The organism is Kribbella kalugense (genome assembly GCF_004365875.1).
Lineage (GTDB): Bacteria > Actinomycetota > Actinomycetes > Propionibacteriales > Kribbellaceae > Kribbella > Kribbella kalugense.
Map to the genome: position 1 here is coordinate 1,110,719 of NZ_SODF01000002.1, position 15,046 is coordinate 1,125,764.

General features: G+C 68.0%; 14 protein-coding genes and 1 pseudogene. 5 read left to right on the plus strand and 10 right to left on the minus strand.

Annotated features, from left to right (window positions below; all coding sequences use genetic code 11):
* Positions 1-30: 30 nt before the first annotated feature.
* Positions 31-1,542, minus strand: coding sequence for an L-aspartate oxidase (gene nadB, locus EV650_RS23085; RefSeq protein ID WP_134121106.1), 1,512 nt, complete (start codon positions 1,540-1,542; stop codon positions 31-33).
* Positions 1,539-2,519: a quinolinate synthase NadA gene (nadA, locus tag EV650_RS23090; RefSeq protein ID WP_134121107.1), complete on the minus strand. Its 981-nt coding sequence runs from the start codon at positions 2,517-2,519 to the stop codon at positions 1,539-1,541. Before nadA ends, nadB begins: the two co-directional genes overlap by 4 nt.
* 69 nt (positions 2,520-2,588) lie before the next feature.
* Between nadA and EV650_RS23095 the strand changes: the two genes are divergently transcribed.
* On the plus strand, positions 2,589-3,293 hold the full coding sequence (locus EV650_RS23095; RefSeq protein WP_134121108.1) for an NUDIX hydrolase: 705 nt from the start codon (positions 2,589-2,591) through the stop codon (positions 3,291-3,293).
* Between the two features lie 20 nt (positions 3,294-3,313).
* On the opposite strand, the gene EV650_RS23100 is transcribed toward EV650_RS23095, so the two are convergent.
* From EV650_RS23100 to EV650_RS23110, 3 genes are read right to left on the minus strand one after another with little or no spacing between them, the layout of a single operon-like run.
* Positions 3,314-4,267: a sigma-70 family RNA polymerase sigma factor gene (locus EV650_RS23100; protein WP_134121109.1), complete on the minus strand. Its 954-nt coding sequence runs from the start codon at positions 4,265-4,267 to the stop codon at positions 3,314-3,316.
* Between the two features lie 22 nt (positions 4,268-4,289).
* A complete protein-coding gene (locus tag EV650_RS23105; protein ID WP_134121110.1) occupies positions 4,290-5,003 on the minus strand; it encodes a hypothetical protein in 714 nt (237 codons plus the stop codon).
* Between the two features lie 52 nt (positions 5,004-5,055).
* A complete protein-coding gene (locus EV650_RS23110) occupies positions 5,056-5,847 on the minus strand; it encodes an SDR family NAD(P)-dependent oxidoreductase (RefSeq protein WP_202874838.1) in 792 nt (263 codons plus the stop codon).
* A gap of 209 nt (positions 5,848-6,056) precedes the next feature.
* Here EV650_RS23110 and EV650_RS23115 point away from each other — a divergent pair, with 209 nt between their 5' ends.
* A complete protein-coding gene (locus tag EV650_RS23115) occupies positions 6,057-7,202 on the plus strand; it encodes a M20 metallopeptidase family protein (RefSeq protein ID WP_255512117.1) in 1,146 nt (381 codons plus the stop codon).
* 49 nt (positions 7,203-7,251) lie between these two features.
* Here the strand turns inward: EV650_RS23115 and EV650_RS23120 are convergent, their stop codons facing one another.
* Both EV650_RS23120 and EV650_RS23125 read right to left on the minus strand, forming a co-directional pair.
* Positions 7,252-8,682, minus strand: a complete 1,431-nt coding sequence (locus tag EV650_RS23120) for a pre-peptidase C-terminal domain-containing protein (protein ID WP_134121113.1) — start codon at positions 8,680-8,682, stop codon at positions 7,252-7,254.
* 107 nt (positions 8,683-8,789) lie between these two features.
* Positions 8,790-10,235, minus strand: coding sequence for a M12 family metallo-peptidase (locus EV650_RS23125; protein ID WP_134121114.1), 1,446 nt, complete (start codon positions 10,233-10,235; stop codon positions 8,790-8,792).
* 148 nt (positions 10,236-10,383) lie between these two features.
* On the opposite strand from EV650_RS23125, the gene EV650_RS23130 reads away from it, so the two are divergent.
* Positions 10,384-10,821 carry a YciI family protein gene (locus tag EV650_RS23130; RefSeq protein ID WP_238174398.1) on the plus strand — a complete coding sequence of 146 codons (438 nt, stop codon included), beginning with the start codon at positions 10,384-10,386 and terminating at the stop codon, positions 10,819-10,821.
* Here the strand turns inward: EV650_RS23130 and EV650_RS23135 are convergent.
* Genes EV650_RS23135 through EV650_RS23145 form a run of 3 tightly spaced genes read right to left on the minus strand, consistent with a single transcriptional unit; the run spans position 10,803 to position 13,164 of the window.
* Positions 10,803-11,909: a zinc-dependent alcohol dehydrogenase family protein gene (locus EV650_RS23135; protein ID WP_134121116.1), complete on the minus strand. Its 1,107-nt coding sequence runs from the start codon at positions 11,907-11,909 to the stop codon at positions 10,803-10,805. The two genes, EV650_RS23130 and EV650_RS23135, sit on opposite strands and share 19 nt — an antisense overlap.
* The gene (locus EV650_RS23140; RefSeq protein ID WP_134121117.1) at positions 11,906-12,322 is read right to left on the minus strand and encodes an acyl-CoA thioesterase; all 417 of its coding nucleotides are present in this window, start codon (positions 12,320-12,322) and stop codon (positions 11,906-11,908) included. The genes EV650_RS23135 and EV650_RS23140 overlap by 4 nt, the downstream gene beginning before the upstream one ends.
* Positions 12,319-13,164, minus strand: a complete 846-nt coding sequence (locus tag EV650_RS23145; protein ID WP_134121118.1) for an SAM-dependent methyltransferase — start codon at positions 13,162-13,164, stop codon at positions 12,319-12,321. Before EV650_RS23145 ends, EV650_RS23140 begins: the two co-directional genes overlap by 4 nt.
* Before the next feature lie 194 nt (positions 13,165-13,358).
* Here EV650_RS23145 and EV650_RS23150 point away from each other — a divergent pair, with 194 nt between their 5' ends.
* Complete coding sequence (locus EV650_RS23150; RefSeq protein ID WP_134121119.1) at positions 13,359-13,832, plus strand: DUF4188 domain-containing protein; 474 nt, start codon at positions 13,359-13,361, stop codon at positions 13,830-13,832.
* 89 nt (positions 13,833-13,921) lie between these two features.
* Positions 13,922-15,046: pseudogene (locus EV650_RS41125) on the plus strand (MFS transporter); the annotation flags it as partial.

The following is a 15,046-nucleotide window of genomic DNA, read 5'->3' on the forward strand; positions in this document are numbered from 1 at the left end:
ATGAGTACATCTGACTTACGGGTTGGGAGCTCAGGTTGCGGCTGATTGGAGGAGCTGACGCACAGCTGGGCGACCCTCCTCGTCGAGACGGATGACAAGATGTCGGTTCCACCGCTCGTCGGTACGGGGGTGGTCGGAGCGCCAGTGACACCCGCGGCTGTCCTCCCGGGTGATCGCTGCTGCGACGACCGTTCGCGCCACCGTCGCCAGTGGGCCGTCTCCCGCCGACTCGAGCTCGTCGAGGGCGGTCTGCAATCCGGCGCCGTCGCGGCGGATACCGGCGTGCTCAGTCAGGATCGCCCGGATCCTGTCCGGTTCGCGGTCCTCCCCCAAGGTCAGCCAACTGGGCTGCCCGTACGACGCCGCGGGCAGGTCGAGGGTCAGAGCCGTGGCGACGCGCCGCCCGAAGACCAGGCCTTCGAGCAGGCTGTTGGATGCCAGTCTGTTGGCTCCGTGGACGCCACCGCCCGCGGCCTCGCCGACGGCGTAGAGACCCGGCACATCGGTTGCGCCGTCGCGGTTCGTCCGGATTCCGCCGCACAGGAAGTGTTCGGCCGGGGCTACCGGGATCGGCTCGCTCAGCATGTCGACGCCGATTCGCCGGCAGGACGCCAGGACGGTCGGGAACCGCCGGCGGATGGTGTCCTCCGGGATCGACCGGGCGTCCAGCCACACGTGCTCGCACCCGTCGCGGCGCATCGTCGACTCGATGGCCCGGGCAACGATGTCCCGCGGAGCGAGGTCGGCACGCGGGTGCACGTCGGTCATGATCCTGCGGCCGGCCACGTCACGGAGTACGGCGCCTTCACCGCGGACGGCCTCGGTGACCAAGGGGAGCTGCCCGGTGCTGTCGCCGGTGAAGAGTGCGGTCGGATGGAACTGTACGAACTCCATGTCGACCAGCGACGCCCCGGCCTGCAGCGCCAAGGCGATGCCGTCGCCGCGGACGGTCGACGGATTCGTGCTGGCCAGGTAGGCGTTGCCGATCCCGCCGGTGGCCAGCACGACGGCGCGAGCGTCGATCTGGCTGACGTCCGCGTCCTCCTCGACGAGTACGCCGGCGATCTGTCCGAAGCCCGACTTGATCAGGCCGACGGCCCGTCCTGTCACGGTCCGGACGCCGGCGAGCTGCACTGCCTGGTGGAGCGCGCGATGAACTTCGGCGCCGCTGGCATCGCCGCCGGCATGGACAACCCGGTGGCGATCGTGGCCACCTTCGAGGGTTCTCGACAGCGAACCGTCGCTGTCGCGGTCGAAACGAGCGCCCAGGGCGATCAGTTCGGCCAGGCGCTGTGGACCTTCCTCGACGAGTGCGCGGACAGTGCGCGGGTCGCAGAATCCTGCGCCGGCGATCTCGGTGTCGTGGGCGTGGTCGAGCGGGTCGTCGTCGCCGTACGCAGCGGCGATCCCGCCCTGTGCCCACGGCGTACTCCCGGAACCGGCACTGACAACGAGTACGTTCCGGGTCGCCGCCAGGCCCAGCGCGGCCGACAGACCGGCCGCACCGCTGCCGATGACGACGACATCGGCGGATCGTCTCACCGAACACCACCGGGTTTGCCGATGGCAACCATCCGCTCAACCGACTGCCGGGCACGCTCGGCCACGTCGGGTGGCACTTGGACCTCGTCGCGGCCCTCGCGGAGGCACCGCAGCAGCAGTTCGGGCGTGATCATCTTCATGAAGCGGCACGAGGCCTTCGGGTTCACCGGCCGGAAAGTCGTCCGCTGGTTGACCTTGCGCAACTGATGGAGCATGCCGATCTCCGTCGCGACCAGCGCCGTCTTCGCCGTCATGTCGCGAGCGGCGCCGAGCATCCCGGAGGTGGAGAGAATCCGGGTCCGGTCCGCGGGCAGATCACCGACGCCGGCGAGCCAGATCGCCGAGGACGCGCAGCCGCACTCCGGATGCACCAGAACCTCCGCCGTCGGATCGGCCGCCACCTGAGCCCGCAGATCGGCGGCACTGATCCCGGCGTGGACGTGGCATTCACCCATCCACACGTGGATGTTGTCGCGCCCCGTCTGCCGTCGGACGTGGTTGCCGAGGAACTGGTCGGGCAGGAACAGGATCGGCTGGTCCGCCGGGATCGACTCCACCACGTCCACAGCATTCGACGACGTGCAGCACACGTCGGCTTCCGCCTTGACCGCGGCGCTGGTGTTGACATAGGCAACCACCGCAGCCCCGGGATGCTCGGCCTTCCAGCTCCGCAGCTGATCGGCGTCGATCGTGTCGGCCAGCGAACACCCCGCCTGGGCCGTGGGGATCAGCACGGTCTTGTCCGGACTGAGGAGCTTCGCGGTCTCGGCCATGAAGTGCACGCCGCAGAAGACGATGGTCGATGCGTCGGTACTGGCGGCAAGCCGCGACAGTTCGAGCGAGTCGCCGACGTGATCGGCCACGTCCTGGATCGCGGGGTCCTGATAGTTGTGGGCGAGGACGACCGCGTCCCGCTCGCGGGCCAGGCGTCGCACCTCTCCCGACCAGGTCGTCGCAGTGCTCTGGGTAACGGACATTGTCTGTTCTCTTCCCTCGGTGGTTTTCGCCTGTTAGGCGATAACTAGGGTGACGTTACCATCGGCGACATGCCCGTCGCCAAGAAAAGTGACCCGGTGAACATCCCCAGCTATCCGCACGAGGTGCTGGCCGTGGTGCTTTCCGTCCGTGACGGCAATCTGTGCGTCCTGCTGTGGCGGCGCGGGCAGAGCCCGTTCAGGTATCGCTGGGCGCTGCCCGGGGGTGGCGTGCAGCCCACGGAACGGCTCAGGGAGGCGATCACCGGTCATCTCGCGGCGAAGGTCGATGTGCGTGATGTCGCCCATCTGGAGCAGTTGGCCACCCACAGTGCGATCGATCGAGATCCGCGGGCGCGGGTCCTCGCGACCGCGTACCTCGGGCTCGTTCCGTCCGACGTACAACCGAATCTGCCGGCCGACACGGCCTGGCACCGGGTGGACGAGTTGCCGCCTACGGCGTTCGACCACCACTACTTCATCGACGCGGCCGTGGGGCGGCTCCGGGCGAAGCTCTCGTACACGAACATCGGGTTCGCTCTGGCTCCGGCTGAGTTCACCATTGCCGAGCTACGCGACCTGTTCAGTGCCGCCTTGGGCTATGAGCTCGGCGCGACCAATCTGACCCGAGTTCTGACCCGGCGACAGGTCATCGGCCCGACCGAGCGGACCGCCCGGCCCGGACAGTCCGGCGGGCGCCCCGCCGCGGTCTACAAGTTCGTGGCCCGCGAGTTGACGGTGACCGACCCGTTCGCCGTACTGCGCCCACCTCGATGATCCGGCTCACGGGCTGTGAGTCAGAGGCCGAAGAGGGGGAACAGGGTGGCGCCGTGGAAGGCGACGATTCTGGTGATGCCGTTGGGGGTGATGGTCAGTACGTGTAGGGCGTGTGGCTGGTAGGTGCCGTCCTGGTCGCGCGCGTACACCGCGAAGGCCGGCTGGCCGTTGGCGGAGATGGCGACCAGTTTGGCCGGGCCGATTGTTCGGGTCTGTCTGGCCAGGAAGGCGACGATCGTGTCGCGGCCTTCGAACCAGGTGGCGATCGGCGGCATTTCCCATCGTGCGTCCTCGGTCAGTACCGCGACGAGCTGATCGACATCCGCGGTTTCGAAGGCCTTGGCGTACCGGTCGAGGAGTGCCCGCTGCTGTGGCTCGACAGGTTCGGTGAGGTTGTCTTCGCTGAGCGGGACCTGGGCTCGGGCTCGCTGCAGTGCGCTGTTGACGGCAGCAGTCGTCATCTCCAGCAGTTCCGCGACCTCTGCGGTCCGCCATTGCAGTACGTCGCGCAGGATCAGAACGGCTCGCTGTCGCGGGGGGAGCTGCTGGAGCGCTCCCACCAGGGCGAGCCGCATGGTCTGCCGTTCCACCACGACGGTGGCCGGATCGATCGGTGCGGCGGCGAACAGGAAGTCGGGTATCGGCTGGAGCCACGGTATCTCCGGGGTTCGCTCGACCAGCCTGGCCTGCGGGTCCGACTCGGGGGCGCCGAGATCGGCGGGCAGCGGCCGGCGCCGGCCCCTTTCCAGGGCCTTGAAACACGCCCGTGCCGTGATCCGGTACAGCCAGGTACGCAGCGAAGATCTTCCCTCGAACCGGTCGTAGGCACGCCATGCGTCCAGAAAGACGTCCTGCACCACTTCTTCGGCTTCGTGGACGGAACCGAGCATGCGGTAGCAGTAGGCGAGCAACTCTCGCCTGAACGGTTCGCTCAGCGTTCCGAAATCGCTGCCGGCTTCGGCCATGGTGTGCATGATTCTCCTGTGCGGAGGGAAATTACGCTCGAGTGGTAGTGATGTCGACCATGTCGATGTCGACCAGCACGAGCTGGTCGTCGCCCATGGCGGTGTAGGCCCGTCGAGTGGCCGGGATGATGATGCCGTCGACGTCGCGGTAGTCGGTGGCGTGCAGGTGTGACTCGGTGGCCGGGTCGACGATGTCGATGGCGAAGTCGTGGCGGCGCAGCAGCCCGTCCGGCCCGAAGCAGAACACCTGCTCGCGGGTGTGGGTCTTGACGTGGTCGGGGAAGGTGACCTGCAGCCGTCGCCAGGTCTCACCGTCGGACTCGATGGGCGTGAGCTCTTCGCAAACGAACCCCGGCCAGGTGAACAGGAACGGCGTGTTCAAGTACGTCCACAGTGCTTCCCCGGTGAAGTACGCCAGGTGCAGGTCGTCCCACGGCGTTTGGAACTGGTGGCCGTCGAACGAGCGTTCCGGGTCGTCACGTACGTCGATCACCGTGCCGGCGGGCTGCTCGAGGACGACCCGATCGGGCTGGAAGAGCGACCGTCTGTCTTGACCGACGAAGTCCATGGTCAGCCGTTCCCGGGTGGTGTCTACCTCGAAGTGGACGTCCTTCAGCGCGTCGGCCTTTCCCTTGAGCTGCCAGAAGGCTCCGGTGATGGTGGCGTCCACGCTGATCGCCCGGATCCGATTCCATCGGTCCATACCGCCGTGTGCGGTGACCGCACTCGCGAGTAGATCTTTCATTGCGATGCTCCTCTCATAGGGGCGCCCCGGCCTGGCGGCCGGGGCGCCGTGGTCAGTCGACGATGAGTCCGCCGGTCAGGTTGGCGACGGTTCCGGTCATCGCGGAGGCCTGGTCGGAGGCGAGGAAGACCGCGACCGCCGTGAGTTCGGCCAGTGTCGTGGGGCGTTTGCGGTGGGTCATCGCGGTGACAGCGGCGGTGAATTGGTCTTTCGGGATGCCCATCGCGTCGGCGTGCAGCCCGTACACGACGTCGATGACCGGTGTCTCGACCATGCCTGTGGTGCGCAGGCAGATCGAGCGGACGCCGTACTGCGCCCACTCCGCGGACGCCGCGCGGTTGAGGGCCTCCATTGCCGCCCAGCCGACGCTCATGCCGCCGACCAGCGGCAGGGCCACGCGCGCGGGTTCTGGTGTGTGCATCATGATGACGCCCGATCCGCGCGGGATCATGTGCCGCGCGGCGGACCTCCCGGTCACGAAGTGAGCCTGGGCGTACGTCGTGATCGGTCGGAGGAAGTTGTCGACCGGCAGGTCGGTGAACGGGATCCCCTGCAATCCCTGCGGTGAGATTCCGATCGCGTTGAACGACACGTCGATGCTGCCTGCGCCGGCGACGACGGCGTCGAGGTGTTCGGTGACGGATTTCTCGTCCGTGGCGTCGACCACAGCGGTCTCGACGGCTCCGCCCGCGGCGGAGATTTCCTTGGCGACGGTGGTGACACTGTCGAGATTTCGCCCGGTCAGGAAGACCCGGGCGCCTTCGCGGGCGAACCCGCGGGCGACCGCACCGCCGACTGCTCCACCGCCGCCGTAGACGACGACGTTCTTGTTTTCCAGCAACATTTCCTTCTCTTTCTCGTTGCTCACGCGGGCGCGTGAAGTCCGCGCCCGGGTCAGCTCGAATGCCTCCTACTCATACGGAGGCGATCGCAGAGCGAAAGTCATCGGCGCAGACGGGTTGAGGTGGGTACGGTGGCGGGCGTTGGCGTGGACGGGACCGGAGGTTGGTTGTGGAGTTCTTGGGTGAGGGTGCTGGGATCGCTTCGGGGTTGGTGGAGCTCAGGCGGGTGTTGCATCGAGAGCCTGAAGTTGGGCTGGAGTTGCCACAGACGCAGCAAGTGGTGATGGATGCGCTGGCAGGGCTACCGCTGGAGATCAGCACCGGTCGTGAGGTGACGTCCGTGGTGGCGGTACTGCGGGGTGGCGCGCCGGGGCCGACCGTGTTGCTCCGGGGTGACATGGATGCGTTGCCGGTCGTCGAGGAGACGGGCCTGGAGTACGCGGCGGAGAACGGGAACATGCATGCCTGCGGCCACGACCTGCACACCGCCGGCCTGGTCGGGGCGGCCCAGTTGCTGAGCGCTCATCGCGAGGAGCTGCGGGGGAACGTGATCTTCATGTTCCAGCCCGGTGAGGAAGGCCGCGGCGGAGCGGGATACATGCTGCGGGAAGGACTGCTGCAGGCGACGGGCGACAAGCCGATCGCCGCGTACGCCCTGCACGTCTGGGCGCAGGCGGTGAAGGGGCTGTTCCAGATGCGGCCGGGCACGATGATGGCGAGCTCGAACCAGTTGCACATCACGGTGCGCGGGCGGGGTGGGCACGGGTCGATGCCGGATACGACGGTCGACCCGGTGCCGGTGGTGGCGGAGCTGGTGCTTGCGTTGCAGACCTACGCGACGCGACGGGTGAACGTATTCGATCCAGTAGTGATCACCGTGACGCAGCTCGAGGCGGGGGTCGCGATCAACGTCATCCCGAACACGGCTCGCCTCGGTGCGACAGTGCGGACGTTGTCGGATGCAACGCTCGACCAACTGACCCGCGAGCTGCCGGCCCTGGCGGAGCGGATCGCGGCCGCACACGGGTGCACGGTCGACGCGCGGCTCAACCCGCAGTACCCGGTGACGACGAACGACGCCGGGCGTACGGCGGAGACGACGGCGGTCCTCAGTGCGCTGTTCGGCGCGGACCGGGTCGAGGCGCTGCCGAACCCGTTGATGGGGGCCGAGGACTTCTCGATGGTGCTCAAGGAGGTACCCGGGACGTTCGCGATGTTCGGTGCGCGACCGGACGACGTCTCCGCGGAGGAGGCGCCGTCGAACCATTCGAGCATCGTGCGGTTCGACGACGCCGTCCTCGGCGACCAGGCGGCCGCGCTGGCGGAGCTCGCCGTACAGCATCTGGTTCCGGCGTAGGCAAAGCCTGTGGCTGGTCAGTCCGCCAGAGGCCGACCAGCCACAGGGTTCAGGAGGGCGAGATGCCGAGGGTGTAAGCGCCGCGGCTGCCGTACGTCGAGTATCCGGTGTTCAGAGGGTCGCCGTAACCCACGTTGTCGATCCGCAGGTAGTACGTACCCGGCTGGAGGCTGCCGCTAACACTCGCACCGAGACCCGTCGGCGTACCGGCGTCGCTCTGGCCGGAGGCCGGGTCGTTCGACGCGACGACCGCGCCCGAGCCGTCCAGCAGGTCAAGCTTCATGTCCAGGTCTCCGCCGGTCGGAGCAGGGCTGACCGTCGCGGTGTAGTTGCCGGCGGCACTGACGTCGACGCGGTACACGTCGGTGTCGTCCTCGGCAGCGATGATCCCAGATGCCGGCGCACCAACCGTGAGCGCTGCAGCGTCGGCGGTCGTGTCGCCGGCTTCGTCAGCGCGCAGGGCCAGGCCGTGAGTACCGACGACCGCGTAGTCGTCTTCCTTGTTGTTCGCGTCGGCGTACTCGCCTTTGCTCCACTGGCTGATGCCGCGGTAGTACCCGACGCCCATGATCGGCGCCCACGCGCCATGACCCTCGTAGTACCCGACGGTCGAGGTCCCGTCGTGCGAGAGGCCGACGTTGTGGCCGGCCTCGTGCGCCGCTGCCTCGGCTAGATTCTTAGCCCCGGTACCGACGCCCTTCGTGAACACGAGCGCCGGCTGGTAGTAGTCGTGCTGGCTCGTGCTGTCGTAGACACCGACGTACGCGACCCCGCCACAACCGCAGCCGGACTGGTACCAGGTGTCCGGATCGATCAGCACCCGCGTGCCGTACTGCTCGTCCGATGCACCCGACCGGTCGATCGCGGACTGCGGCGGCTCCTGCGTCGTCACGTCGACGTCGAAGGTCGCGTAGTCCTCGGCCACCCGAGCCCATACCTCGTGTACGACGTCCTGCTCGGCGGTGCTGTAGTTCGCCGGGTCACCGTCGGTGTCGTACGCCGAGACGTTCACCGGGTCGATGCCCTTCGACGCGTTCCACGCCGTACCGGTGATGGTGTGGCCGTCGAAGTCCAGGTAGATGACGCGGTTCGAACCCGGCTTGCTGTGCAGCTCGAACGCCGGACCGGTCGCACCCGCGGCGGCTGTGCGCGCCCAGCGAGGCGATGCCTCGGGAGCCTTCTGCGTAGCGGTCAGGCCGGGCTCGCGGAAGAACAGTTTGCTGTCGGCATCGAGCCACGCGGTCTTGTCGGTGGCAAGGATCTGCCGCAGCTGGTCCACGGGCATCCGGTTGTGGTCGGCAACTTCAGCGAGCCGCGACTGGACCTTGCCGAGAGCAGCGCCACCCGCCAGCGGCTGCGAGAGCAGTTGGTCGATCGGTGTTTGCTGGGCGTCGGCCTGGTTGCCGAGCGCGACGGCCAGCCCTCCAAAGACAACAGCACCGGCGCATGCGAGCGCGCCGGCACGGCGGAAGTTTGTCACTCGGAATCCTCCTCACAGGATTCCCCCCGGGCGTTTGGGCGGTTCCCCCCACAAGAACCCGAGGCCGTCGATCTCGGTGGGAACGACGGCCCCGGGCAGCTCAGGTGTCAGCCGGCCGTGACGCGGACCGAGTAGGCGCCGCGGCTGCCGTACGTCGAGTAGCCGGTGTTCAACGGGTTGCCGTAGCCGACGTTCTCGACTCGCAGGTAGTAGCGGCCCGCGGCGACCTGACGGCTGATGCTCGCGCCCAGACCGGTCGGCGTGGCCGCGCTCGACTGCCCGGACGCCGGGTCGGCGGTCGCGACGACCGCGCCGGACGAGTTCAGCAGCTGGAGCTTGATGTCCAGGTCCGCACCGGAGGCGGCCGCCGAAGCAGCGAAGGTGAACGTGCCGGCCGAGACGTCGATCCGGAAGGTGTCGACGTCGGAGTCGTTCGCGTAGATGCCCTTGACGCTGGTGCCGAGTGTGAGGGCCGTTGCGTCACCTGTGCCGTTGCCGTGGTCGTCGGCCCGCAGCGCCAGCCCGTTCTGGCCGATCACCGCGAAGTCGTCTTCCTTGTTGTTGGCGCCGGAGTACTCGCCCTTGCTCCACTGGCTGATCGCCTTGGAGTAGCCGACGCCCATGATCGGCGCCCACGCACCATGACCCGCGTAGTACCCGACAGACGCCGTACCGTCATGCGACAGACCGACGTTGTGACCGGCCTCGTGAGCTGCGGCTTCGGCGATGTTCTTCGCACCGGTACCGACGCCCTTCGTGAACACGAGCGCCGGTTGGTAGTACGCGTGCTGGCTCGTGCTGTCGTACACCCCGACGTACGCGACCCCGCCGCACCCGCAGCCGGACTGGTACCACGTAGTCGGATCGATCAGCACCCGCGTCCCGTACTGCTGGTCAGACGCACCGGACCGGTCGATCGCCGCAGCAGTCGGCTGCTGCGTGGTCACGTCCACGTCAAACGGCGCGTAGTCCTCGGCAACCCTGGCCCACACATCCCGTACGACGTCCTGCTCAGCGGTGCTGTAGCTCGCCGGATTCCCATCGGTGTCGTACGGCGTGACGTTCACGCTGGCAGGCTTCCCGCCGATGTTCCACGCCGTACCCGTGATCGTCTGGCCGTCGAAGTCGAGGTAGATCACCCGGTTCGAACCGGGCTTACTGTGCAGCTCGAAGGCCGGACCGGTCGCAGCGGCGACCGCGTGAGTGGCCCAACGCGGGGACGGCGCGGCGGCGGACTTGCGCTCGGCGGCGGTGGCGACCGGCTCGCGGTAGAAGAGCTTGCCGCCGCGATCCAGCCAGGCGGTCTTGTCGGTGGCGAGAATCTGCTCGAGCTGCGCGGCGGGAAGACCGCTGCGTGCGGCGACTTCGCCGAGCCGGGACTGGACCCGGCCGAGTGCGGCCTTGCCCTGCAGCTCCTGGCTGAGCAGTTGGTCGATGGGGAGCGGGGCGGGTTGGTTGGCATCGGCCTGGTTGCTGACGACGACGGCCAAGGCTCCGAAGACAACAGCACCGGCGACGGCGAGAGCACCGATCCGGCGGGGGCGGGTGTGCATCTTTGGGGTCCTCCTCAAGGACTCCTGGGGCGGCCTCACATCTCGTGCGTGGGCACGCACTGTGCGTAGCCTGCCCGAAGGTCCCCACCTCTGTATAGATTCGTCTCGGTATTTAACGCCGACTTGGGAGGGGCCTCCGATGCGCTACATGATGATTTTCAAGGCCAGCGAGGAGTCCGAAGCGGGAGAGCTGCCGGGCGAGGAGAGCCTGACCGCCATGGGCCTGGTGATGGCCGAGATGGCGGACAAGGGTGTCCTGCTCGCGGGTGACGGCCTGCTGCCGAGCTCGAAGGGTTTCCGGCTCGCGTTCGACGACGACAAGCAGCGCCGGGTGCTCGACGGCCCGTTCGCCGAGACCAAGGAGCTGATCGCCGGGTTCTGCCTGATCGAGGTCGCGTCCCGGGAGGAAGCGATCGAGTGGGGCTGGCGCTGCGTGGCGGCGGACGGCCGCACCGACGGCCAGCTGGAGATCCGGAAGGTCGCGAGCCCCGAGGACTTCGGCGACAACTTCACCCCGGAGGCGCAGGCCCGCGAGGGTGCGACGTTCCTGAAGGCCGCCGAGAACCTTCAGAAGAGCAACACCTGACGGATCGACGTCCCCGCGGCGAGGTCGTCGAAGGCCTGGTTGAGGTCGTCGAGCCCGACCGTCGCGGTCAGTAGCCGGTCGACCGGGAGCCGGCCGGCTTGGTACAAGGCGACGTACCGCGGGATGTCGCGCGTCGGCACCGACGAGCCGAGGTACGAGCCCTTCACCGTGCGTTCCTCGGCGACCAGGCTGACCGCGGGAACGCTGAAGGACTGCGATGGGTGCGGCAAGCCGACCGTGACCGTGGTCCCGCCGCGGCGCGTGGCGGCGTACGCCTGCTCGAGCACCTTCGCGCTCCCGACCGTCTCGAACGCGTAGTCGGCCCCGCCCGCCGTCGCCTCCCGCACCTGCTCGACGGCGTCCGCGTCCCGGGCATCCACAACAGCCGTTGCCCCGAGCTCCCGCGCCAACGACAGCTTCGACGGTACGACGTCCACCGCGACGATCGGATGTGCTCCGACCAGGACGGCGCCGAGCAACGCCGACAGTCCGACGCCGCCCAACCCGAAGACGACCGCACTACGGCCGGCCCGGACCTGCGCTGTATTTACTACCGCACCCACGCCGGTCATGACCGCACACCCGAAGAGCGCGGCGATCTCAGGCGGCAGCGACGGATCGATCTTCACCGCCGAATGCGCGGAGATCACTGCATGATCCGCAAACCCAGACACACCCAGATGGTGGTGCACGTCGGTCAGGCGGCGAGTGCCGCTCAGCAGCGTGCCGGCGACGTTCGCGGCAGCGCCCGGCTCACACAGCGCGGCGCGGCCCTCGGCACAGGGAGCGCAGTTGCCGCAGGACGGTACGAAGGCGCAGACCACCGTGTCGCCCGGCGCGAAGCCGGGAGCCTCCGACGCCACAACCTCGCCCGTGGCCTCATGACCGAGCAGCATCGGCATCACCCGCGGCCGCGACCCGTCGATCACCGACAGATCCGAATGACACAGCCCGGCAGCCCGGATCCGGACCAGCAACTCCCCAGGATCGGGCGGCGCCAGCTCAACCTCTTCGATCCGCAGCGGTCGCGACTCGGCGTACGGCGCCGGCAGACCCATCTCCCGCAGTACGGCGCCACGCACGATCATCCCGTGATCCCTTCGAGTGCCTCGCGGATCCGGTCCGGAACCGGCACCGGGCGGCGATCCTCCCGCGCGACGAAGACGTGCACGAACCGCCCGGTCGCGGCCGGCTCGTCCGATCCCTCGCGGAACAGGCCGATCTCGTACCGCACGCTGGAGTTACCCAGCTGACCGCAGCGCAACCCCGCGTCGACCACGCCAGGAAACTCGAGCGGCTGCTTGAACGTGCACTGCGAGTCCACGCACAACCCGATCACGTCGCCGCCGTGGATGTCGAGACCGCCCGAGCGGATCAGGAAGTCGTTGATCACGGTGTCGAAGAAGCTGTAGTACTCGACGTTGTTGACGTGCCCGTAGACGTCGTTGTCCTTCCACCGCAGCGTGATCGCCAGGTGGTGCGGATACGAGCTGCGGCTCACGGCTTCCGGCCGACACCCACCCAGAGGCTGCACATGATGTCGGTGAACTCGCCCTTGTCGACCAGGCGGTTGGTCTCCGCGTCGGGGAACCAGCGGAACGGCGAGACGACGCCGGGCTCGATCAGCTCGGTGCCCTCGAAGAAGCGGGTGACCTCTTCCTTCGAGCGGACCTGCGCGTCACCGCCGTCGGCCTTGTAGACCACCATCGCCCGCTCCCACAGCTCCGGCGCGAAGTCCGGGGTGCAGTGCGAGAAGATCAGCAGCGATCCCGGCGCCAGCGGCTCGACCAGCTGGCGGACCAGGTCGTACGGCTTCAGGGCGTCGGGCAGGTAGTGGAAGACGCCGACGATACTGAGCGCGACCGGCTTGCTGAAGTCGATGAGCTCCTTGACCTCGTCGGAGTTCAGGATCGCCTGCGGGTCGGTGACGTCGGCCTCGAGGTACGCCGTCTTGCCCTCGGGCTTGCTCACCAGCAGCGCGCGGGAGTGCGCGAGCACGATCGGGTCGTTGTCGGCGTACACGACGTGCGCGGCCGGGGTGATCTCCTGGACCACCTCGTGCAGGTTCGGGCTGGTGGGGATGCCGGTGCCGACGTCGAGGAACTGGGTGATGCCCTGCTCGGCGGCGTACTTCGCGGCCCGGTGCATCCACATCCGGTTCGACAGGGCGGCGGTGCGGAAGCCCGGGAACGCCTGCAGCAGGTGCTCGGCAGCCTGCCGGTCGATCGCGAAGTTGTCCTTCCCACCCAGGAAGTAGTCGTACACCCGGGCGCCGTGCGGCCGGTCGAGCTTCAGCTGCTCGTACATCCGCGCGTCGACGTCAGCATCCTGCGAGTCAGCCATGAAAATCCCATCCGCGTCGCGGCTCAGAACCGAAGATCCATCGTAACGGGTGCACAACGGACTGTGACACCGGCAGAACGACACTATCGTCCGAGGGCTTCACCGCGATCAGGTCCCGGTGGCCTTTACACAGGATTGAATTCCCGTCCGGTATTTCACCGTGGTGGACTGTCTCCTACACATGAGGGGGCGACATGGGTGATGTGATTCAAGGACGGCAGACAGCGGCGTACGACGGTCAGGTGGTCGTGTTCCTGATCGGGATGCGGGTCAACTCCGTGCTCAAGCTGCGCGAGTGGCTGCCGGTGGCGCGGGCGATGGGTCCGATGCTGCGAGAGCTGTCGAAGGACAAGGCGAGCGGGCTGCTCGGGTTCCGCACGCTGCCGACGTGGCGCGGGATCACGTTGATCCAGTACTGGGAATCGGTGGAGAAGCTCCAGGCGTTCGCGAGCGACACCGGGCGGACGCACCGGCCGGCGTGGGTCGACTTCTTCCGCAACTCGTTCAAGGGCGGCGCGGTCGGCATCTGGCACGAGACGTACGTCGTCCCGGCCGGCCATACCGAAACCATCTACGGCAACATGCCGCTGCTCGGCCTGGGCCGGGTCGAGGGCGTCGAGCCGGTCGGCAAGCGCGGAGACTCGGCGGCTGAGCGCTTGGGCCACTAGACATATCCGCCGGTTACAGTGCAGGCGTGCGGTTCATCCGGGATTTGTGGACGCTGCTGCAGCGCCGCGATTTCCGGCGGCTGTTCGCGGTGCGGTTGACGTCGCAGTTCGGCGATGGCGTGTTCCAGGTCGCGCTGGCGTCGTACGTGCTGTTCTCGCCGGAGCGGGCGCCGGACGCGGCCGCGATCGCCGGGCTGTTCGCGGTCGCCCTGCTGCCGTACTCCGTCCTCGGCCCGTTCACCGGAGTACTCCTGGACCGGTGGTCGCGCCGGCAGATCCTGTTCGCCGCGAACCTGACCCGGGCTGTGCTCGTCATCGGAGTCGGCGCGATCGTCGCGGCCGACAGCGCGGGCCCACTGTTCTATCTCGCCGTACTGCTCACCTTGGGTGTGAACCGCTTCCTGCTGTCCGGACTCTCCGCAGGCCTCCCGCACGTCGTCGAGCGCGACGAGCTGGTGATGGCCAACGCGGTCACCCCGACCTGCGGTACGGCGCTGTTCCTGATCGGGGGCGGCGTCGGGGCGGGCGTGAAGCTCATCGCCGACTCGGATCTGGCCGTACTCGGGCTCACGGTCGTGATCTACACCAGCGCCGCGTTCCTCGCGCTCCGGCTGCGGCGAGACCAGCTCGGTCCGGACCTGAACGGCGACGAGCCGGGCATCCTCGAAGCGGTCGGCAGCATCACAGCCGGACTGATCGACGGCGGCCGGCACCTAAAGGAGCGCAGGCAGGCGGCCCTCGGGCTGGCCGCGATCGGTTCACTGCGGTTCTTCTTCGGGCTGATGACGGTCGCGATGATCCTGCTCTACCGCAACTACTTCTACGGTCCCGGTCAGCTCAACCAGGCGTTCGGCGCGCTGGCCATCGCGACCGGCGCGGTCGGCGCCGGCCTGTTCCTCGCCGCCCTGGTCACCCCGTGGGCCACTCGCCGGATGACGCTGCGGCAATGGATCACGGTGCTGTTCCTGGCCGCCGCGGTGGTGAGCGCCGTACCGATCGGGTTCTACACCAAGCCGGCGATGGTGGTCGGCGGCTTCCTGACCGGGTTCTGCGCGCAGGGCGTGAAGATCAGCGTCGACACCCTCGTGCAGACACGTGTCGACGACGTGTACCGCGGCCGGGTGTTCTCGCTCTACGACATGATCTTCAATGTCGGGCAGGTCTCCGCGGCCGCACTCGGCGCGGCGATCCTGCCCGACAACGGGAAGTCCTAC